13 protein-coding genes and 1 pseudogene are annotated in these 21551 nt (G+C 46.8%); 10 read left to right on the top strand and 4 right to left on the bottom strand.

Annotated elements, in window-relative coordinates; translation table 11 throughout:
* Positions 1 to 6: 6 nt before the first annotated feature.
* Entirely contained in the window at positions 7 to 1422 is a 1416-nt protein-coding gene (locus tag OIM59_RS15980) for a DUF6242 domain-containing protein (protein WP_299172864.1), read from the bottom strand.
* A gap of 312 nt (positions 1423 to 1734) precedes the next feature.
* On the opposite strand from OIM59_RS15980, the gene OIM59_RS15975 reads away from it, so the two are divergent.
* The 3 genes from OIM59_RS15975 (at position 1735) to OIM59_RS15965 (ending at position 8657) form a co-directional block, all read left to right on the top strand.
* Entirely contained in the window at positions 1735 to 3624 is a 1890-nt protein-coding gene (locus OIM59_RS15975; RefSeq protein ID WP_303897674.1) for a glycoside hydrolase family 97 protein, read from the top strand.
* 246 nt (positions 3625 to 3870) lie between these two features.
* The gene (locus tag OIM59_RS15970; protein ID WP_299172858.1) at positions 3871 to 6948 is read left to right on the top strand and encodes a TonB-dependent receptor; all 3078 of its coding nucleotides are present in this window, start codon (positions 3871 to 3873) and stop codon (positions 6946 to 6948) included.
* A gap of 20 nt (positions 6949 to 6968) precedes the next feature.
* Positions 6969 to 8657 (top strand): RagB/SusD family nutrient uptake outer membrane protein, encoded by a 1689-nt coding sequence (locus OIM59_RS15965; protein ID WP_299172855.1) that lies wholly within the window; start codon positions 6969 to 6971, stop codon positions 8655 to 8657.
* A 15-nt stretch (positions 8658 to 8672) separates the two neighbouring features.
* Here OIM59_RS15965 and OIM59_RS15960 read toward each other — a convergent pair whose 3' ends face one another.
* The gene (locus OIM59_RS15960; protein ID WP_299172852.1) at positions 8673 to 9527 is read right to left on the bottom strand and encodes an AraC family transcriptional regulator; all 855 of its coding nucleotides are present in this window, start codon (positions 9525 to 9527) and stop codon (positions 8673 to 8675) included.
* A 204-nt stretch (positions 9528 to 9731) separates the two neighbouring features.
* On the opposite strand from OIM59_RS15960, the gene OIM59_RS15955 reads away from it, so the two are divergent.
* The 7 genes from OIM59_RS15955 (at position 9732) to OIM59_RS15925 (ending at position 18407) form a co-directional block, all read left to right on the top strand.
* Positions 9732 to 11375, top strand: coding sequence for an alpha-L-fucosidase (locus tag OIM59_RS15955; protein WP_303897671.1), 1644 nt, complete (start codon positions 9732 to 9734; stop codon positions 11373 to 11375).
* A gap of 4 nt (positions 11376 to 11379) precedes the next feature.
* Positions 11380 to 11760: an L-rhamnose mutarotase gene (locus tag OIM59_RS15950; RefSeq protein WP_303897669.1), complete on the top strand. Its 381-nt coding sequence runs from the start codon at positions 11380 to 11382 to the stop codon at positions 11758 to 11760.
* An 11-nt stretch (positions 11761 to 11771) separates the two neighbouring features.
* Positions 11772 to 12704: an aldo/keto reductase gene (locus tag OIM59_RS15945; RefSeq protein WP_299172843.1), complete on the top strand. Its 933-nt coding sequence runs from the start codon at positions 11772 to 11774 to the stop codon at positions 12702 to 12704.
* A gap of 14 nt (positions 12705 to 12718) precedes the next feature.
* Positions 12719 to 13639 carry an amidohydrolase gene (locus tag OIM59_RS15940; protein WP_303897666.1) on the top strand — a complete coding sequence of 307 codons (921 nt, stop codon included), beginning with the start codon at positions 12719 to 12721 and terminating at the stop codon, positions 13637 to 13639.
* A gap of 18 nt (positions 13640 to 13657) precedes the next feature.
* Positions 13658 to 14908, top strand: a complete 1251-nt coding sequence (fucP, locus tag OIM59_RS15935; protein WP_303897665.1) for an L-fucose:H+ symporter permease — start codon at positions 13658 to 13660, stop codon at positions 14906 to 14908.
* 32 nt (positions 14909 to 14940) lie between these two features.
* Positions 14941 to 15957, top strand: a complete 1017-nt coding sequence (locus OIM59_RS15930; protein ID WP_072541405.1) for a zinc-binding alcohol dehydrogenase family protein — start codon at positions 14941 to 14943, stop codon at positions 15955 to 15957.
* 221 nt (positions 15958 to 16178) lie between these two features.
* The gene (locus OIM59_RS15925) at positions 16179 to 18407 is read left to right on the top strand and encodes a S9 family peptidase (RefSeq protein WP_303897663.1); all 2229 of its coding nucleotides are present in this window, start codon (positions 16179 to 16181) and stop codon (positions 18405 to 18407) included.
* Positions 18408 to 18589: 182 nt separating this feature from the next.
* Here the strand turns inward: OIM59_RS15925 and OIM59_RS15920 are convergent.
* A pseudogene (locus OIM59_RS15920) lies at positions 18590 to 19885 on the bottom strand (IS66 family transposase); the annotation flags it as partial.
* A gap of 87 nt (positions 19886 to 19972) precedes the next feature.
* On the bottom strand, positions 19973 to 21538 hold the full coding sequence (locus tag OIM59_RS15915) for an IS66 family transposase (protein ID WP_299170798.1): 1566 nt from the start codon (positions 21536 to 21538) through the stop codon (positions 19973 to 19975).
* Positions 21539 to 21551 lie beyond the last annotated feature (13 nt).

Raw genomic sequence — 21551 nt, 5'->3', positions numbered from 1 at the left:
GATATATTACCATTTCGGACTGAATCCCAATCGGTTGATACGTCCACGGCTGATATCTCCGTTTTCCCATACAATCCAGATGAAGTTTCCCTTGGAAGTGCCATTTTCCAGTTTGGGAGTCACCGCACACGAATAATTGCCGTGGTGTGTGGTATATAGATTCTTGAAGTCAGCCGGAAACGCCATGCACTCGGTAACCGGTCGCCAGCAAAGTCCGTTATCGATAGAGCAATAGAACTGGCTGAAAGCTTCCACTTGTGGCTTGTTGCATGCACCTCCGAAGGCATATAATTTTCCATCATAGTAAATCATGCTCACATTCTGCAAGTTAGGCAATGACAGATTCTGTATTCTTGTTTCCCATTGGTTGTCGGCTGACATACGGCCAAAGACAAGGGCAGTCGTATCGTTGGGCGTAGTACCCTGATTGTAGCAGAGGGTTACCGTAGTGGTAAGGTCTTTGTTGTAAGAGGCGGTAATCGTGTGGGAAAAGAACGGTTTTCCGGATTGGAATTGTTCGAACGCATTTTCATCTGTTGTCCATGCACCTCCTTTATATATACCGCTTTTCCCGTCCTTTACAGCGTAAAGTTCGTTGGTGAAATCATTTCCGCCAATCAGCATGTCGAACGTTTCTGCACTTTCTTCGGTGATTTCGTTTGTTTCAGCGTTGAGCTTATAGAGCTGCTTCCCGGCTGTTCCTGCCAGGAAGTAAATGTTTCCGGCCCATGCAGTGGCAGAATAAGAATCGATTCCGGAAGGCAGATTGGCTGCTACCGGAGTCCATGAAGTGGGGTTGTCGTCCGCCACAGTAGTGTATTCGATGTGAGCATTGCTTCCGTTTTTCCCGAATACAAACACTTTTCCATTCGCATAAACTGCTTTCTGTTCACTCAGGGTACCGGCGCTGAATGCGTTGTCGAACTGTTTCCAGGAAAGGGTGTCGGGCACCTGCTGGTGTACGTTGACTTTGATTGTATAGGCTTTTCCGATGGCACCGCTATAGGCGTAGACTCTGAATTCAACGGGCTCAGTGAAATCGATGGAGTCGGTGGAAGTCCACACCGTGTCACGTTCTGCTCCTTTGGGGCGATAGCCTAGTGCGCCGGCATCGTAAGTGACGTTGGTAATTACTTTATCAATGTGTGTGCCATAAGGCAGTGAGTCTTTATTCTCGATTTCTCTTGTCATTTGGTTGATGGTGAATGGATATTTGGAACAGTCGAGGGTGTCTACGTATGCACTGTCCTGTCCATTCCGGTCTTTACCGATGCGGTCTATATTCAATGTCCCCAGTGAAAATCCCGTGATACTGGTCTCGGAAGTATAAGTAATTTGTTCCACATCATTGTCCAAACACGATGTCATTATGGATGTTGCGGCAAAGAGTGCTACAACCAATGGCAAAAACTTTATTTTCATCTGCAAATGAGTTCTTTTAATTACAAGTTGCAAAAGTAGAAAGTTTTTCTTCGATTCCTCTCTTTTAGGGGAAGTTTTATATAAAATTATATTGTGATACGCTCTTTATCAAGCTCTGTTTCATATTGTCCTGTTTTGTTAAATAGAAAAGAACGATGGGCATATTGCCTGGTTGGGTGCTTCTTTGGGGGAAAGTAAGCGGGAGAATAAGACTTGTTTCAAATTGTAAATCGATATTGTCCTATATAAAACAATTTTATGCAATTCATTTTGTGCAAGAACGGATAATTTTGTAATTAAATTAAAGAAGAAATGATGTATAGCCTAAGAAAGTCTAATCCATGGAAAGCATGCGTGTGTCTGGTATGCATGTTTTTAATTGGAGTATCTGGAAAAGCCAGTGGTGAATTGCGTTCTCCCAACGGCAAGATTGTGGTAAGTGGTGTCCCTTCTGCAGGGGGATTCAAGGTGTCTTATAAAAAAGGCAATGAAACAGTTCCGGTGGTACATATAAATAATGTAGGACTTCAGTTCTTGCAGGAGAACACAGATTTTGTGTATATGGGTGCTTCACCTATGGTTCCGGTGGCAGAAGATTACATGATGATGACGGGCAAGCGCCGCCATTGTACGAATCAGGGGAACCAGCAGGTGTTTCATTTCAAGAATGGCCGGAAGGTATGCCTTGACCTGGAGTTTCGGGTGTACGACGATGGTATTGCCTTTCGCTATGTATTTCCCGAATTGAAGGAAGAAACGTGTGTTTCCGGAGAAAAGACCACTTTCCAGTTTCAGGACGGCATTACCCGCTGGACCCAGAAGTTGAGTCAGGCGTATGAAGATTTCTATTTGAAGAATAAAGGTCGTGTGGTCGACTATTCCAAGAACCAATGGGGATTTCCGGCTTTGTTTGAGGTCTCGGATGCCGTTTTTACGCTGGTTTCAGAGGCCAATATCGGGAGAGGCAACTGCGGCTCCTGGCTGAACAATACTTCCGGCGAGTCTGCCTATCAGGTGGAAATGGCCCAGCCGATAAAGGTTTCCGGCAAATGGTGCTCTCCGTGGCGTGTGGCTATCATCGGTTCTTTGGCCGATGTGGTGGAATCCACTTTGATTACGGATGTCAGTGAGCCTTGCCGCCTGACGGATGTGTCTTGGATTAAACCTGGAGTCGTTTCCTGGATTTACTGGGCTTACAACCATGGCTCGAATGATTACCAGATTGTGAAGAAATACATTGATTTTGCGGCCGATTTCCATCTCCCATACGTCCTGATTGATGCGGAGTGGGATGGAATGGCAAACGGAGGTAATGTGGACGATGCCTTGCGTTATGCGAAAGAGAAACACGTTTCTCCTTTATTGTGGTATAATTCCTCCACTGCCTGGTGTCTGTACGGTCCTTTGTATAGGTTGAATAAGCCGGAGACACGCCGGAAGGAGTTCGCCTGGCTGGAATCGGTGGGCGTGAAAGGCATAAAAGTCGACTTTTTCCATCCGGACAGCACTTCCGTGATGAATTATTTTATGGATATCCTGGAAGATGCGGCAAAGTATCATTTGATGGTCAACTTTCACGGGGCCACCATTCCCCGTGGCTGGCAGCGTACATATCCTCACATGATGTCGGTGGAAGGTGTGTATGGAGCTGAATGGTACAACAACAAGGAGGTACTGACGGATAGTGCGGCCTGGCACAACTGTACGCTGCCTTTTACCCGGAACGTGGTGGGGCCGATGGACTATACCCCCTGCACTTTTACCGATTCGCAGCACCCGCATATCACTTCCAACGGGCATGAACTGGCCTTGCTGGTGGTCTTTGAGTCGGCTCTTCAACATCTGGCCGACCGTCCGGAAGGCTATCATGCCCAGCCGGCTGAGGTACGTTCGTTCATTTCTTCTCTGCCCACTGTGTGGGACGATACGAAATTGCTGGGCGGCTATCCTTCCCATCATGTGGTCATGGCCCGGAAGAACGGCAATTGCTGGTATATCGGTGGATTGAACGTGACCAACAAATCCATGCCGCTTGCGGTAGATTTAAGTTTCATCCCCGAAGCTATCAAAGGAATCACCTTGTATGCCGATGGTCAGAAAAACAATCAGTTTGCCATCCGCAAACTCTCGGGTACGGAAAAGAACATGCAGGTGGACTGTCTCCCACGAGGCGGGTTTGTAATGAAAGTGGAGGTAGAATAGAGCGGGTTTATGTTGCCAGTAAAATATGGAGTTTAGTGAACTGGTAGATGTAGAGCTATAGTAAGAGAAGGATGAATTTTATGATTGCTATATACCGATATAGTTAAATGTATGTCGATATTATCCTATTAATAATTTGTGAATCATCTTTATAAATCGATTTTGTATTATTGAAAGCTTATTTAATCCTATACTGAAGAGATTCGGTTGGTTAACTTTGCATTGTACAATTTAAATCTAAAAAAGATGAAACACAATTCTATTAGGCAAATGTGGCAAGCCCTGAGAGTGTTTGTATTGCTCTTTGCTTGCTGTGTGAGTTCCGTGACATGGGGACAAGGGACAAACAATGTGAAAGGTCACATTACAGACACTAACGGAGAACCTTTAATCGGGGTTAGTATTTTAGTGAAAAATACAAGTAATGGGACTGTGAGTGACCTGGATGGTAATTTTGCATTATCGGCTAATCCGGGGGATATCTTACGAATTACGTATGTAGGATATGCTTCTCAAGAGGTACCAGCAGTATCAGGGAAGCTGATGCGGATTGTTTTGAAAGAGGATACAGAAGTGTTGGATGAAGTGGTGGTAGTCGGTTATGGTACACAGAAGAAGGTAAATTTGACTGGAGCCGTATCTGCCGTTACAAGTGATGACTTAATGAATAAACCCGTGATGAGTACGGCACAGGCTATTGCAGGATTGGCTCCAGGTTTAAGTGTTGTACAGAATTCTGGACGTCCGGGCACTGGTGCTAATGTAAAAATTCGTGGAACAGGTACTTTCTCTAGTGCAGGAACCGATCCGCTTGTCTTGATTGATGGATTGTCCGGTAATCTGGATGACGTAGATCCTAATGATATTCAAAGTATTTCATTTTTAAAGGATGCAGCTTCAGCTTCTATCTATGGTAATCGGGCTGCCAATGGTGTAATCTTGATTGAGACCAAGAAGGGAGTACAAGGAAAAACGGTAGTCACTTATAATAACTCGTTTGGTTGGCAAAGAGCTACAGAACTTCCTGATTTCCTTCCTTCATGGGAGTATGCACAGTATTATAATATGGCTATGCAGAATATGGGGAAACAAGATGCTTATACTACAGAACAAATCCAGAAATATAGAGATGGTTCGGACCCAGACAATTATCCTAATGTGAATCACTTAAAATGGCTTTTGGAGAGTGGCTCAGGCTTTCAGCATCAGCACAATGTCAGCATTCAGGGTGGAAATGCGACTACCAGTTATAATTTGTCAGTTGGGTATAGAAATCAAGAAGGACTTACAGCTAAGACCTCGAATGAGCGAATGACTGCTTTGTTTTCTTTGAAAAGCCAGTTGGGAAAATCGGTTTCTTTGAGTTTGAACATCAATGCGTATAATAACAAATACAATGCACCGAATGGAGAGCCGACAAGTATTGACGGTATTATTGGCTATGCAGTACGTGAAGCTCCTATTTATGCAGGACAAAAATCCGATGGCTCTTTCGGATATCAGGATAACTATAGCCCGGAGGCATGGTTGGCCAGTGAGTCGTTTGTACAGAATATCAGCCGCAATATCAGTGCGTCAGGACAGTTGAGGTGGGAGACACCAATAAAGGGTTTGTCATTGACAGGAAAAGCAGGTGTGACATATTATACGAAATACGACAAAAGTTATCGTGCTGAAACTTATTTTGATGAAAACAAGACCATCGGTCCTTCTACATTAAATATATGGACGTCAAATAATACAAATACAATTTTAGAGGCGTTGGTTAATTACGAAAGAACCTTTGGAAGTCATGATTTTAAGGTGCTGGCCGGTACTTCTGTGGAACAGACGTCGAACAAAGGTTTGGAGGGATATCGCAATACATTCCCTAATAATTCATTGTATGAACTGGGTACGGGAGATGCTTCTACTGCAACCAATAACAGTTCCTTGGAAGAATATGCGCTGGTTTCTTTCTTTGGTCGTGTAAATTATGCATTTAAAGATCGTTATTTGTTGGAAGCAAACTTGCGTTATGATGGATCCTCTCGTTTCGCGAAAGACAATCGTTGGGGTATTTTCCCTTCCGTATCTGCCGGATGGAGAATTTCAGAAGAAGACTTCTGGAGAAATGCCCGCGTAGGTGAAGTGTTCAACAATTTGAAACTGCGTGCTTCTTATGGTGTCTTGGGTAATCAGAATATCGGTGTATACCCTTATCAGCAGACATACGATTTAGGACATAATTATCCATTGGGTAATCCAGCAATCTTAGTCCCAGGTACGTATGTATCTACTTATCGTAATCCTGAAATTACTTGGGAGAAAACGGCCATCACCAATGTAGGCTTGGATTTTGGCTTGTTTAACAACGCATTAAGTGGAAGTATTGAATATTTCTATAAATATACATCCGACATCCTTGCTCCGGTGGAAGTTACAGGTATTATCGGGCAAAGTGTAGGAGAGTCAAATGTAGGAGCCGTATCCAATAAGGGTATTGAAGTTAACTTAAGTTATAATGGGCATATCGGAAAAGACTTCCGGTTTAGTATTGCGCCTAATTTCACATGGGTGAAGAATGCGGTAGAAGAACTGGCTAATGGGGCTACAGAGGAAATCAACAACAATCGTATTGTAGGACAGCCAATAGGTATTATTTATGGATATCAAACAGAAGGTCTGTTTGTAGATCAGGCAGAAATTGATGCAGCGCCTGAACAGTTAGTGGGAAAAAGTGACTTGAAACCAGGTTATGTTCGTTATAAGGACATTAGTGGTCCCGACGGTGTACCCGATGGCAAGGTAGATGCTGAATACGACCGTACAGTGCTGGGAAGCACGACTCCTAAATTCTATTACGGCTTGAATCTTTCCGCATCTTATAAGGGATTTGACTTTTCTGCTTTGTTCCAAGGACTGGGAGGTTACCAACGTCAGATAGGTTCTTATATGGCTTATGCGTTCTATAACGGTGGACAGATCCAAAGATGGCAGGCTGAAAACTGTTGGACGGAAGCAAATCCTGATAAATGGGCAGAATATCCGCGTTTGGAAACCTTGAATATGAATAATCCGAATCTGCAGACCTCTGATTATTGGGTTCGTAATGCTAGTTTCTTGCGTTTGAAGAACCTGCAACTTGGTTATACGTTACCGCAGGCATGGACGAAGAAAATAGGTATAGAAAAGCTGCGTGTGTATGTAAGTGGACAGAATCTGTTTAGCTTTAACAGTTTCTATCAGGGGTGGGATCCTGAAAATGAGATTGGTACAGGAGACTCTCCTTCTTACTATCCGATTACAGCGATTTATTCATTTGGCTTTAACTTCAAGTTCTAATTATTTTAAATCTATTGTATATGAAACCATTATTAAATATATTACATATAGCCAAATTGTCCATTTATACATTGGCTTTGTCAGGAACACTTGTGAGTTGTTCGGATCTATTGGAGAAAAACCCTCCTTCTGCTATTTCAGAAAGCACATTCTGGACCGGTGAGAATGATGCATATTTAGCATTGGTAGGTTGTTATCGGTTTCAAACCGGATGGTCACACGATGATTTTGCTACTCCTCAAGGATTATTGTATCTGGATTTTGCCGGGGGCAATGGTACGGAAAAAGAAAATTTTACAACTTTGATGGCTAGCTCCAATACGTTGGCTACTAATGGAAATATTGAGTGGTATTGGAAAAATGCCTATATCCAGATTGCAAAATATAATAATTTCCTGGCTAACGTAGAAGAATGTCCGATGGATGAAGATACTAAAGAAAAATGGATTGCTGAGGTCAAGACTTTGCGAGCTTATTTCTTCTTTAATTTGGCGTTTTATTTTAAAGACGTACCTATGCCGCTTGCCCCATTGAGTGTGGAAGAAGCGAATACGATTGCTCAGACAGCGCAAGCTGATGTGTATGCACAAGTAGAAACCGATTTGAAGGAGGCTGTCCAGTTACTTCCTGATAGTTATGATGCGGAGAATTATGGACGTTTGACTAATGCTGCCGCAAAAGTACTGCTATCCCGTTTGTATCTGGCGCAAGATCGTTGGAGAGATGCGGCAAATATCTTGCATGAGGTGATTATTTCAGGAAACTATGAGTTGGATCGCCGGAATGGAGAAGAAAGCTATGAGAAATTATTCCAAATAGGAGGTGAATATAGTCCTGAAACTATTTTCTGTATCATGGGTATTGCAGATAAATATACCAACTCACGTTATCAATATTTGTATCCGGAATGTGCGTATGGTGGCTGGCATCAGTTTGCTCCTTATAATGAACTGGTGAAAGAATATTTCTGTACAGATGGAAAGGGTATTGAAACATCGGCTGTGTATGATGAGAATGATCCGTATGTAAATCGGGAGATAAGACTATATGCTTCCATATTTCTTCCTCCGGTAGGGTCTTATTCGGGTACAACTTATAATGATATCACTTATAATTGTTTTCTGGGACCTAATACTGCGGATAGCTATAACCGTTACGCTTTGTTTAATGGGTATTGTCCGAAAAAAGGTTGTGATCCTTCAATTACTAACAATATCGCTTCGACTCCGACCTACACTCCGATTATGCGTTATGCGGAAGTCTTGTTGAGCTATTTGGAGGCGTTGAATGAAGTGGCACCGGGTGAAGTAGACCAGTCTGTTCTTGATTTGACTATCAATGACATTCGTAATCGTGTCAGTCTACCCGGTTATCAGAAAGCTGATTTGCCTACTCAGGAAGATGTACGTAAAGCGGTGCGTAAAGAAAGACGGGTGGAACTTGCATTTGAAGGTTTCCGGTACTTTGATGTGCTTCGTTGGGGAATTGCTGAACAAGAGTTGAACCATACATTTACGGGGGTGAAATTGTCTGATGATCCTTCTGCACCGAATTATCGAGGAAGTGGTTCTTCTGCTTCGCCGGTAGATGAGAACATGTATTATCAGTTTGAAACTCGTACATGGGCGGCCCACAATCGTTACTTCCCGATTCCACAGAGTGAAAGGAATGTGAATAAGAATCTGAAGCAGAATGAAGGTTACAATTAATTATTAGCTTTAAACTTAATATAGCCGGCGGTATTCCTGAGGAGTCACGCCGGTTATTTTTTTGAACAGGCGGTTGAAATAAGAATAATCTTCAAAGGCCAGCCGGAAGGCTATTTCTTTAACCGCTAAATCTTCTGTAACCAAGAGTAGCTGGGCCTTTTCTATTTTTTTTTGATTGATGTACTGTAAGGGAGTATTCCCTAGTTCTTTTTTGAATAGCCGAATAAAATGGTCTTTTGACAAGCAGGAAATTTCTGCCAGCTTCTCTAGCTCAATGCTTTCATTAAGATGCTTGCGAATGTACATTACGCTTTTTGCTATTCGGTTGTCTTCCATTTCGGTTTTGGGTTGGGCATGTTTCAGGAAATGCGACAACAGTTGCAGTACGATTCCCCTAGATTCTACTTTATCGTAGAACGCTCTTTGTCGATTTCGAAGCAGGTTACGCATAAGTGTTGGATTATTGTCATAGGTGGTAGGATCTGATTTTTGAAGCGTCATGTGCGGGTTGATTTCACAAAGACGTTGGAAAAGTGCCAAGTCGAATGTCCCGGCTTCTATTTCTACTGGGAAGTTCCAGTGTTCCAGCCAATCGTTTTCCGAATAGTGGTCTTCGTAAATGTGTAAATAGTAATGGACAAAATGTGAATTGCAGATATTGGTATGCACCGTAAATGCTGGTACAAAATACATGTGGTTAGGACATAAAGTATGTATTCCGTCGGGCAGTTCTATCTGTGCGATACCTTCCGTGACGTAATATAAACGTGTAAACGGGCTGTTGACATTTTTCCAGTTCCAGTCGGAATTATGAATGGCTAATCCCACATTTAAGACCAGCGGATGCAGTTGTTCTACTTGTAGATTCATAGGTTGAATTTTGGCGATAAATTTACATTTTTATTTTTTCCCCTTAATGAAAGATTGTCGAAATAAGTGTGAATAAAATGGGAATAAAGAGCTTATTGAAGATATTTTGTCGATATTGGCATATAAACTTACCATTTAATCCTATCCATATTTGAGGTTTCTCCGTAAATTTGTTTTTATAAGAATCTCTATAAAATCATGCTTATGAAAACAAAACTCATACTGGCTTCTTTATTTTTATCTGTCAGCGGACTGGCTGCTCAAACCTATCAGGTGCCGGTTTCGGAGAAAGACGAACCGATGATGAAAGGCAAATTCGAACCTACCTGGGCTTCGCTTGAAAGCAACTATCAGGTGCCGGAATGGTTCCGGAACGTGAAATTTGGCATTTGGGCGCATTGGGGGCCCCAATGTGTGGAAGGTTCCGGTGACTGGATGGCCCGCTCTATGTATATTGAAGGCTCGAATGAATATAAGTTCCATGTGGAACACTACGGCCATCCGTCGGAGGTGGGTTTCAAGGACATCATTCCGTTGTGGAAGGCTGAGAAATGGGATCCCGACAAGCTGGTGGCCTTTTATAAGAAAATCGGTGCCCAGTATTTCTTTGCCTTGGGCAATCATCACGACAACATGGACTTGTGGGACAGCAAGTACCAGCCTTGGAACTCGGTAAACATGGGACCGAAAAAAGACATTCTGGCCGGATGGGAGAAAGCTGCCCGGAAATACGGACTGTATTTCGGCATCAGTTTCCATGCCGACCATGCGTGGAGCTGGTATGAACCCTCACAGCGTCATGATACGATTGGCCCGAAAAAAGGTATTCCTTACGATGGAAAGCTGACCAAGGCCGACGGAAAAGGTAAGTGGTGGGAAGGATACGACCCGCAGGATTTGTATGCACAGAACCATCCGTTGAGTGAAAACAGTTGGGATAATGGAATGATTCACCGCCAGTGGGCGTGGGGAAACGGAGTGTGCATTCCTACCCCGGAATATTGTACAAACTTCTATAACCGTACGGTAGATGCCATCAACCGTTACAATCCGGATTTGATTTATTTTGATGTGACGGTTGCTCCTTTCTATCCCATCAGTGATGCGGGACTGAAGATCGCAGCACATTTCTATAACCACAACATGGCTACACATCAGGGAAAACTGGAAGCGGTGATGTTCGGGAAGATTCTGGACGAGAACCAGCGGAAGGCATTGGTATGGGATGTGGAACGCGGGGCCCCCAATCAGATTATCGATCAGCCTTGGCAGTCATGTTCCTGTATCGGCGGGTGGCATTACAATACGTCCATTTATGAAAAGAATGAATATAAATCGGCTGCCTATGTGGCCAAACTGTTGATTGACATCGTGAGCAAGAACGGCAATCTGTTGTTGAGCGTGCCGTTGCGGGCCGATGGCACTTTTGATGAGAAGGAAGAGAAAATCTTGAAGGAGTTTGGTGAATGGATGAACATCAACAAAGAAGCCATTTACGATACGCGTCCGTGGAAAGTATTTGGCGAAGGCCCGATTGCGGAAGAAGACATTCCCTTGAATGCGCAAGGCTTCAATGAAGGCTCCTATAGTCAGGCGGGATCCAAGGAAATCCGGTTTACCCAAACCCCAAAAGCTTTGTATGCCACCGTATTGGCCTGGCCGGAAGATGGCAAAGTGACCGTCAAGTCGCTGGCTGCCGACAGCAAGCTTTATGAAGAAGATATTCAGCGGGTAGAGTTATTGGGATACGGAAAAGTAGATTTTGTGCGTACGACTGAGGGTTTGCAGGTGGTGCTTCCGGCACAGCCGTTGAACCAGATTGCCCCCGTGCTGAAGATTATGAGATGATGAGATGGAAGGATATCGAGTAAAAGAGTATGGAATGCCTGTCAAACGCTATTGCCAGACACTGGATTTGAAGAATAATCCTGAACTGATAGCGGAATACCGGAAAATACACAGTCGTGAAGAGGCCTGGCCGGAGATTCGGGAAGGCATCCGGTCGGTCGGGATTCTGGAGATGGAGATTTACATCATCGGCAGCCGCCTGTTCATGATTGTGGAAACGCCGCTGGACTTCGACTGGGATACCGCGATGAAACGTCTGGCCCGGTTGCCCCGTCAGGCTGAATGGGAAGACCACGTGGCCCGTTTTCAGGAATGTGTGCCGGGCAGCAGTTCGGCTGAAAAATGGCGGTTGATGGAACGAATGTTTTATTTGTATGAATCTTAAATAAAATAACTATGCAATACCATGAAATAGGAAAAACGGGGATGAAAGTTTCTGCCCTGAGTTTTGGAGCTTCTTCGTTGGGAGGAGTGTTCCATGACATTAAAGAAAAAGAAGCCTTGGAGGCGGTGTTTACAGCCATCGATTTGGGGATGAATTTTATTGACGTGTCTCCTTATTACGGACATTACAAGGCGGAGACCGTGTTGGGAAAGGCGTTGAAGGAGATTCCACGCGACAAGTATTACCTTTCCACGAAGGTGGGACGTTACGGAAAAGATGGAGTGAACACGTGGGATTATTCCGGTAAGCGGGCCACGGAAAGTGTGTACGAAAGCATGGAACGCCTGCACATTGATTATATTGATTTGATTAACGTGCATGATATCGAGTTCGCCGACTTGAACCAGGTGGTGAATGAGACTCTGCCAGCCTTGGTGGAACTGAGGGAGAAAGGGGTGGTAGGTCATGTGGGCATTACCGACCTTCAGCTGGAGAACCTGAAATGGGTGATTGACCATGCGCCGGACGGTACGGTGGAATCGGTGCTGAACTTCTGCCATCACTGCCTGTGCGACGACAAGCTGTTGGATTTCCTGGATTATTTTGAGTCGAAAGGTATCGGCGTCATCAATGCCTCTCCGTTGTCTATGGGACTGCTGACAGAGAGAGGTGTTCCGGCTTGGCATCCGGCACCCCAGCCGTTGGTGGAGGCTTGCCGGAAAGCGATGGAGCATTGCAAGGCCAAGCATTATCCCATTGAGAAGCTGGCCATGCAGTATGCGGTCAGCAATCCGCGAATTGCCACAACATTGTTCAGTACGGCCAATCCGCAGAATGTGAAGAAGAATATAGCGTATATCGAGGAGCCGATGGATGAGGAACTGGTACGTGAAGTGCGGGAAATCATCGGCGACCAGTTCCGCGTGAGCTGGGCTAATTCATAAAGGAGGAGTTGTATATGGGGTTGATTATAGATGCACATTCTCACTTGTGGTTGAAGCAGGATACGGTAGTCGATGGACTGCCTGTCCGTACCCTGGAGAATGGGCGGTCATTGTTTATGGGGGAAGTGCGTCAGATGCTTCCCCCGTTTATGACCGACGGAGTGAACAGTGCCGAGGTATTCCTGTCGAACATGAATTATGCGCAGGTGGCTGCGGCAGTGGTGACACAGGAGTTTATCGACGGTTTTCAGAATGACTATCTGGCGGAGGTGGCTGCCCGTTATCCCGACCGCTTTTTTGTGTGCGGCATGTGCGAGTTTCGCAAGCCGGGATATTTGGAGCAGGCACGTCAGCTTATTGCCCGCGGCTTCCGGGGCATCAAGATACCGGCCCAGCGCCTGTTGCTCAAAGAAGGCCGTGTGTGGCTGAACTGTGAGGAAATGATGCAGATGTTCCATCTGATGGAACAACACGGTGTCTTGCTGTCCATTGATATGGCCGACGGGGCTACGCAGGTGGGTGAGTTGGAAGAGGTGATTCAGGAATGTCCTGACCTGAAAGTGGCCATTGGTCATTTCGGGATGGTGACCACTTCCGGTTGGACAGAGCAAATCAAGCTGGCGCGCCATCCGAATGTGCGTATTGAATCGGGCGGCATTACCTGGCTGTTCAACGACGAGTTTTACCCGTTCAAGGGGGCTATAAGGGCCATTCGGGAGGCAGCCGATTGGGTTGGTTTCGAAAAACTGATGTGGGGCTCGGACTATCCGCGTACGATTACGGCTATCACGTATCGGATGTCGTACGATTTCGTGAGCAAGTCGCAGGAGCTCACAGACGAAGAGAAATCCTTGTTTCTTGGAGAGAATGCCCGTCGTTTTTATGGTTTCTATGAGTTGCCGGAGCTTCCTTATATCAAGAATATGTCGGAATAAGCGAAAAGGCAGGATACGATGAAAAACAAGGGTTATACACTTCCGCTGGCACTGGTGTTCAGCCTGTTCTTTTTGTGGGCCATCAGCAGCAACCTGTTGCCTACCATGATCCGGCAGCTGATGAAGACCTGTGAACTGAATACCTTTGAAGCCTCTTTTACGGAAACGGCTTATTGGCTGGCTTATTTTATTTTCCCGATTCCGATTGCCATGTTCATGAAGCGTTACAGCTACAAGGCCGGTATTGTGTTCGGGTTGTTTCTGGCGGCGGTGGGAGGACTGTTGTTCTTTCCGGCAGCCATCTTGAAAGAATATTGGGCGTATCTGTGCATCTTCTTCATTATTGCCACCGGAATGTGTTTCCTGGAGACGGCGGCCAATCCGTATGTTACGGCTTTGGGTGAGGCGGCCACTGCTCCCCGGCGCTTGAACCTGGCGCAGTCGTTCAACGGGCTGGGTGCCTTCATCTCGGCCATGTTCTTGAGCAAACTGGTGTTGAGCGGTACTCATTATACGCGCGAAACGTTGCCTGCGGATTATCCGGGCGGATGGGATGCCTATATCCAGTTGGAAACGGATGCCATGAAGTCTCCTTATCTGGTACTGGCCGTATTGTTGCTGCTCATTGCCGTGGTCTTCCTTTTTGCCAAACTGCCGAAGATTGGTGATGAAGGACACCGGGAGGCTACCAAGGAGAAACTGATTGACTTCGGGGTATGGAAGCGGTCGCATCTGCGCTGGGGAGTAATTGCCCAATTCTTCTATAACGGCGGGCAGACAGCCATCAACAGCCTGTTTCTGGTGTACTGCTGTACGTATGCAGGCATTTCGGAAACCGTGGCTACCACGTATTTTGGATTGTATATGCTGGCCTTCCTGCTCGGACGATGGATTGGTACCGGACTGATGATTCGTTTCCGTCCGCAGGACATGTTGCTGGTGTATGCACTGGTGAACGTTGTGCTGTGTCTGGTAGTGTCCGTGTGTGGCGGGCGGACCGGGCTGTATGCCATGCTGGGCATCTCCTTCTTTATGTCCATCATGTATCCCACTCAGTTTTCGCTGGCATTGAAAGGGTTGGGCGACCAAACCAAGAGCGGGGCCGCTTTCCTGGTGATGGCCATTGTGGGAAATGCCTGTCTGCCTCAGTTCACGGCCTATCTGATGCATGTCAATGCGCAGATGTATCATGTGGCTTATCTTGTTCCGATGGTTTGTTTCCTGTTCTGTGCCTATTATGGCTGGAAGGGATACAAGGTGTTGGATTAAAATAGAAATGTAGAATAAAAAATACGAAGAAAATGAAAGCTGTTCAAATTGCAGCTCCCCAGCAAATGGCGGTTGTGGAGATTGAAAAACCCGAACTGCACGAAGGGGAGATATTGGTAAAGATTGAGTATGTAGGTTTTTGTGGCTCTGATTTGAATACGTATCTCGGACGGAACCCGATGGTGAAGATGCCGGTCATTCCGGGACATGAAGTCGGTGCCGTGATAGAAGCTGTAGGGGCGGGAGTACCCGACAGTTTCAAGAAGGGCATGAGTGTGACGCTGAATCCTTATACGAATTGCGGCAAGTGTGCTTCGTGCCGGAACGGACGGGTGAATGCTTGCGAGCACAACGAGACTCTCGGCGTGCAGCGCAAGGGGGTGATGTGCGAATATGCTGTACTGCCCTGGAACAAGGTGATTCCGGCAGAGGGTATTTCTGCCCGCGACTGTGCCCTGATTGAGCCGATGAGCGTGGGCTTCCACGCCGTGTCACGCGGACAGGTGGTCGACAATGAACTGGTAATGGTCATCGGTTGCGGAATGGTCGGTATGGGAGCCATCGTACGTGCGGCCTTGCGTGGCGCCACGGTGATTGCTGTCGATTTGGACGACGAGAAATTGGCTTTGGCCCGCAGAATGGGCGCTACGTATGTCATCAACTCACAGACAGAGAATGTGCACGAACGGGTGCAGGAGTATTCCGGCGGCATGGGTGCCGATGTGGTGATAGAAGCTGTGGGCAGTCCGGCCACTTATGTGATGGCTGTCGATGAAGTGGGCTTTACCGGCCGTGTGGTATGCATTGGTTATGCCAAGAGCGGGGTAGAGTTCCAGACAAAATATTTCGTACAGAAAGAGCTGGACATCCGGGGCTCACGTAATGCATTACCGGCCGATTTCCGTGCCGTGATTCACTATATGAAGGCTGGCCACTGCCCGACAGAAGAACTTATCTCCCGTATCGTAGCTCCCGAAGGGGCCGCGGAAGCCATGGCTGAATGGGCTGCTCATCCGGGAAAAGTGTTCCGTATTCTGGTAAAATTTTGAGGTGGAAAACGAGTGTTGAAAAAACGCCCTTGCGTTTGTTTTCAAACGTCCTCGCGTTTGGTGTGAAACGTAAGGGTGTTTTAGGGAAAACGTACTTGTGTTTGAAGGAAAACGCAAGTGCGTTTTTTTATGCCCGAATTTTGCCTGTTTGTGTCAGAAATATTGTACTTTTATCGGGGAAATAGGCATTATTACTTGAAAACACTAAAATTAGTATGCAAATGAATATTAGAAAGACGATTTTGATAGCTTGCTGCCTTTCTTCCCTTTCGGTATATGCACAGCATATTCCCACGCTGGAAGAGGTGGTGAACGGAGGATTGGTGGTCACGAAAGGAGGAAGTCAGGTAAACTGGCTTTCCGACGGAGGCAAGTATTCGAAGAAAGAAAAGAATCCCGCAGGCGGATACGACATCGTGTCGTACGATGCCTCCGGAAAGGGCAAACGGGAAGTATTGATACCAGCTGCCCTGTTTGTCAAACCGGGTACTTCCGATACCTTGTCGGTCAGGAGTTTCAGCTTTGACGCTTCGCGCAAGCAGGTGCTGGTCTATACGAATACGAAGCGGGTATGGCGCTACGATACACGCGGCGATTACTGGGTGCTCGACCGGGAAACGGGTCGGTTGCGTCAGCTGGGAAAAGATTTTCCAGAGAGCAGCCTGATGTTTGCCAAGTTTTCGCCCGACGGGACGCGGGTGGCCTACGTGAGCGGAAACAATATTTATGTGGAGAATGTGTCCGACGGGAAAATCACACAGCTGACACACGATGGAAGCAGTACGATTGTGAACGGAACTTTCGACTGGGTGTATGAGGAGGAATTCTTCTGCCGGGATGGTTTCCGCTGGAGTCCCGACGGTAAATACATTGCTTATTGGCAAAGTGATACGGAAGGTACCGGCTGGTTTGATATTATCAACAATGTCGATTCTCTGTACCCGAAAATCATCCGCTTCCCTTATCCGAAGGCTGGAACCACCAATTCAGCCGTAAAGGTGGGCTATGTGGCAGCTGCCGGAGGCGAGACCACTTGGATTGATTTGCCCGGTGACCCTCGTCAGAATTACATCATGCGGATGGATTTCATTCCGGGAAGCAACGACTTGTTTATCCAGCAGATGAACCGTCCGCAGAATACAAATAAGGTATGGATTGCGACCATCGGAGGCGGTGCGCCGAAAAATATCCTGACCGAGACGGATGCAGCCTGGGTGGAAACCAACGACCAGGTGACCTGGTTGAAGCACAATACGTATTTTACCTGGCAGAGCGAACGGGACGGATGGCGGCATCTTTATCGGGTGAGCCGTGACGGAAAAGATATCCAGCCCATCACGAAGGGCAATTTCGATTTGATTGAGCAGGTGGGCATGGACCTGAAAAAAGGACTGGTGTATTTTATCGCCTCGCCGGACAACTATACCCAGCGTTATCTGTATTTAGCCAACCTGTTTGGCAAGGGAGAAGTGAAACGCCTTTCCCCGCTGAACGAACAAGGTCAGCACCGATATAATATCTCTCCCGACGGGAGGTACGCCGTGCATACTTTCAGTAATGCTGTCACTCCTCCGCGAATAGAGATGGTGGCCTTGCCGTCGCACAAGACCTTGTCGGTCATTGAAGACAACAAGGAGGCGCTGGCACAGTATCAGCAGCTGCAGCTCCGCCCGAAGGAATTTGTCAAGACACATTCCGGCAACTTGGTACTGGATGCCTTTATGATCAAGCCGGTAGATTTCAATCCGGCAAAGAAATATCCGGTCATCATCGATGTCTATGGGGAGCCGGCCAGTTCCACGGTACAGGACGTATGGCAGGGAGGCGATATGTGGCATCAGTTCCTGGCCAACCAGGGTTACATCGTAATCAGCATCGACAATCGGGGAGCGGCTGCCCCTCGCGGACGGGAATGGCGCAAATGCATCTATGGAGAGGTGGGTACTTTTGCTTCACAGGATCAGGCACAGGGAATCCTCGATTTGGCCCGTCAGTATCCGTTCATCGATACTTCCCGCATCGGCATCACAGGCTGGAGCGGGGGAGGAAGTCAGACCCTTAACTGCATGTTCCGCTATCCGGATGTGTTTCACACGGGGATTGCCATAGCGTTTGTTGCCGACCAGCGGTTGTACGACACCATTTACCAGGAACGCTACATGAACACGCCGCAGGCCAATCCGGAAGGCTATCGCAAAGGTTCGCCCATCTCGTATGTGGAAGGCTTGAAAGGAAACCTGCTCCTCATTCACGGCACCGGCGATGACAACGTGCATTATCAGAACTGCGAGATGCTGGTCAACGAGCTGGTGAAACACGGCAAGGTGTTCTATCAGCTGTCCTATCCGATGCGCTCGCATGCCATCAACGAGCGGGAAGGCACCACGTATCACCTGCGGAAATCCATGACGGATTATTTCCTGAAGAATCTTCCGGCAGGGGGAAAATAAATCATGAAAGGCTGGCTGTGTGCCGGCCTTTTTTGTTTGCGGACAGTACATAAAGAAAAAACCGCTGAAATAACGTAAGCATCCGATAAAATACACATTGTAGATTCATAAAACAACAAACTCTTCTTATCAACGAATATAAAGTTGACAGGAAGAGTTTGCTATTCTATATTGTATCTCTATTAGACTTCAATTGGATTTTCGTTGGACTTCTTCAACTTCCAGACATCCGGAAGCAGTTCCCGGATATCTTTGCCGGAGTCTTTTTTCTGATAATATGGAAGCCTGGCAATGACATCATTCAGCCATTCTCTTGGATTGACTTCCTGTGACTTGCAGGTGGCAAGCAATGAACAGATGACCGCTGTATTTTCCGCAGCCTCATGATTCCCACAAAAGAGGAAGTTCTTTCTTGAGAGCGTCAGAGGACGTATCGCATTTTCGGCCAGATTATTGTCTATCTTTATATTGCCGTCTTTGAGACAGGCCTTCATTCTGGGCCATAACGGATACGCATAGGAGATGGCCTGTCCCATCCGGCTTTTGGGCGGAACCTTGATATATGTGCTTTCCATCCACTTTTCAAAGGAATCCAGCAGGGGGGCGGACTGACGGTTCCGCAGTTCACGCCGTTCTTCCGGCGTATATTTCCGGGAGTCGGCAAAGTGCTCTGTCCGATAAATCTCCTGTATTATTTTCAAGGCATGCTCCGCCAGACCTCTGTTTTCCTCCAGAGCCATCTCAAAATGACGTCTGATATGGGCCAGGCAGGCTATGAGGCACACTCCTTCAGTACCTTCAAATACATTGTAGGCACTGTAACCGTCACTCTGCAGATATCCCTTGAAGTCCTTCAGCAGTTTCCTTATCGTCTGTCCCGAACGGGAGCCGTCATCGTAATGGAAGATGACCAGCTTTTCCATGACCGCCCTGACCATCCACAGATACTCCTTGTCGGCCTTCCCCTTTCCCTTGCTGATCACCCTTACAGTGGTCTCGTCCGCCTGAACATATCCGCAGCCGACAACCAGCCGGACCAGCTCGTCATAAAGTGGTCTCAGCAGTTCACACACAGGCTTGAACCAGCCGCTCAATGTGCTTTCGGAAAGACGGACACCCAGATGGCGGAACTCCTTGACCTGCCTGTAGAATGGAACGTGATATTCGTATTTCTGCAGGAGCATTTCGGCCAGCATGGTGGAACCGGCCAGACATTTGTAAACAGGAGAAGGTGGAAGCGGAGCAATGATTACGCCGCTTTCACCTTCCTTGGGAAGACTCAGGTTGTCTTTCAGTCCATATTTGGGACGGACAGTCTCCTTTACATACAGCCTGTCCGGTTCAAATTCCAGCGTACGGGTACGTTCCTCGCCGATCCGTCTGTAACGGTCCAAATCCACCCGATCGGGTTCAATCACCACTTCAACTACCGGCAGTCCCTCCAGGAGTTCGCGGTTACGCCGGGATTCCTTCTTCTTTCGTAAGCATTCGGTAAACCACGTTGCAAATTTTGTGAATTAGTTCCGAATCGATGTTATTTGTAGTCGATTCGGAACTAATAGTATCTATTCGGAACAAGTTTGATGGGATTTAGCCCAATTACGTGGTAGAAGTTCTTCCATATTCTTCTCATCCCTTTCATAATATGGGATTTTACTCAGGACATCTTCCATCCAGATTCTGGGGTCTACTTCTGCAGACTTGCAGGTGGCAATCAGTGAGTACACGATGGCAGCCCTGTATGCGGATGCGTCGTTGCCGCAGAACAGATAATTCTTTCTTCCCAAAGCCAAAGGTCTTATGGCATTTTCTATGCGGTTGTCATCAATTTCGATTCTTCCGTCGTTTACGTATCTGGAAAGCCTGGGAAGAAGCGTGTACGTATATTCGATGGCTTTACCCATGCGGCTTTTAGGAAGCACTCTAAGATAAGCATCCTGCAGCCACTTTTCAAATTCAAGTATCAGCGGATAGGCTTCGCTTATACGTTTTTCCTTACGCTCTTCGGCTGCGAGTCCGGCATCATTGGCTTCAGATTCTATCTTGTACAGCTTGCCGATGTAGTGTATTGCCTGTGTGGCCAGGGTCCTGTTCTCTTCCAGGGCATCCACGTACTTCCTTCTGGCATGTGCCCAGCAGCCGACCAGGGTGATTCCTTTCATCTGCTCGAACTGTTCGTAAGCTGCATAGCCGTCACATTGCACAATGCCACGGTAGCATCCCAGCAGTTCACGGGCTACCATCCCCGAACGGCTGCCACGGTCATAATGGAACATGACGTCCCCCGTGATGCCGTCGCGCACGCACCACTCATACCCTTTTTTCGCCTTATGTTTCTCATTGTCCATCACAGGAATGACACTCTCGTCCACTTGTATATACTCACTGGAGAGTATCTTCTGTTTGAGCAGGTTGTACAGCAGCTTGAGTTTCTCCACCGCCATTTCATACCATCCGCACATGGTAGATTCGCTTATGCTGATTCCTGATTCGCGATACTGCTGTATCAGACGGTAGAACGGGAGATGATACATGAACTTGCCGATGATAATGTCCGTCAGGACCGAGGCGCCTGCCATACATTTGCTGACCGGAACAAGAGGTAGCGGGTGAATCAGAATCTGCCTTTCCTCGGGGTATTTCTCCATATCGGATTTACTTATCACTTTGTGACGGACGGTCTTCAGGATATATACTTTTGCCGGAACACGTTCCAGGCGTGAACTCTCTTCCTTTCCGATTTCAATGAATTCATCCTTAAGCCTGCCTTCCTCGTCTGTTGTCCCTTCAGGGTAAAGATCAACAACCTCTACAGGCAGTGAGGAAGTGTCCAGAGACTTGCGGACCGGTTTTTCCTTGACTTTTATAGTTCTGGTGATTTCTTCTTCACTCTTGCGGACTTCCTCCTCCATCCGGGATATTTCCATGGAGGACATTTCCTCCTTTGAGAACAGAAACAGCTGGTTGGGATCAAGCGGAAGACTCTTCTCGCTCATCCGCCCAAAGACTTTTTTCCGGAGCCAGTAAAGGGATTGTTCCAGCGAGGAAACCCTGCTGATAAGCGCCGCTTTATCCTGACGGAGCTTCTCAATTTCTTCCAATAAGGCTTTTTCCTGTTCTTCTGTAAGCATCTGTATCTCATTG

Source organism: Bacteroides mediterraneensis (assembly GCF_025993685.1).
Classification (GTDB): domain Bacteria; phylum Bacteroidota; class Bacteroidia; order Bacteroidales; family Bacteroidaceae; genus Phocaeicola; species Phocaeicola mediterraneensis_A.
The sequence above is the reverse complement of the archived record's forward strand: the minus strand, read 5'-3'. Positions and strand labels throughout refer to the sequence as shown.

Bases quoted from the DNA above. Each gene is read 5' to 3' on its own strand.
- OIM59_RS15980 (WP_299172864.1), bottom strand. From the start codon at position 1,422: ATGAAAATAAAGTTTTTGCCATTGGTTGTAGCACTCTTTGCCGCAACA.
- OIM59_RS15975 (WP_303897674.1), top strand. From the start codon at position 1,735: ATGATGTATAGCCTAAGAAAGTCTAATCCATGGAAAGCATGCGTGTGT.
- OIM59_RS15970 (WP_299172858.1), top strand. From the start codon at position 3,871: ATGAAACACAATTCTATTAGGCAAATGTGGCAAGCCCTGAGAGTGTTT.
- OIM59_RS15965 (WP_299172855.1), top strand. From the start codon at position 6,969: ATGAAACCATTATTAAATATATTACATATAGCCAAATTGTCCATTTAT.
- OIM59_RS15950 (WP_303897669.1), top strand. From the start codon at position 11,380: ATGGAAGGATATCGAGTAAAAGAGTATGGAATGCCTGTCAAACGCTAT.
- OIM59_RS15925 (WP_303897663.1), top strand. From the start codon at position 16,179: ATGAATATTAGAAAGACGATTTTGATAGCTTGCTGCCTTTCTTCCCTT.
- OIM59_RS15945 (WP_299172843.1), top strand. From the start codon at position 11,772: ATGCAATACCATGAAATAGGAAAAACGGGGATGAAAGTTTCTGCCCTG.
- fucP (WP_303897665.1), top strand. From the start codon at position 13,658: ATGAAAAACAAGGGTTATACACTTCCGCTGGCACTGGTGTTCAGCCTG.
- OIM59_RS15915 (WP_299170798.1), bottom strand. From the start codon at position 21,538: ATGCTTACAGAAGAACAGGAAAAAGCCTTATTGGAAGAAATTGAGAAG.
- OIM59_RS15930 (WP_072541405.1), top strand. From the start codon at position 14,941: ATGAAAGCTGTTCAAATTGCAGCTCCCCAGCAAATGGCGGTTGTGGAG.
- OIM59_RS15955 (WP_303897671.1), top strand. From the start codon at position 9,732: ATGAAAACAAAACTCATACTGGCTTCTTTATTTTTATCTGTCAGCGGA.
- OIM59_RS15940 (WP_303897666.1), top strand. From the start codon at position 12,719: ATGGGGTTGATTATAGATGCACATTCTCACTTGTGGTTGAAGCAGGAT.
- OIM59_RS15960 (WP_299172852.1), bottom strand. From the start codon at position 9,527: ATGAATCTACAAGTAGAACAACTGCATCCGCTGGTCTTAAATGTGGGA.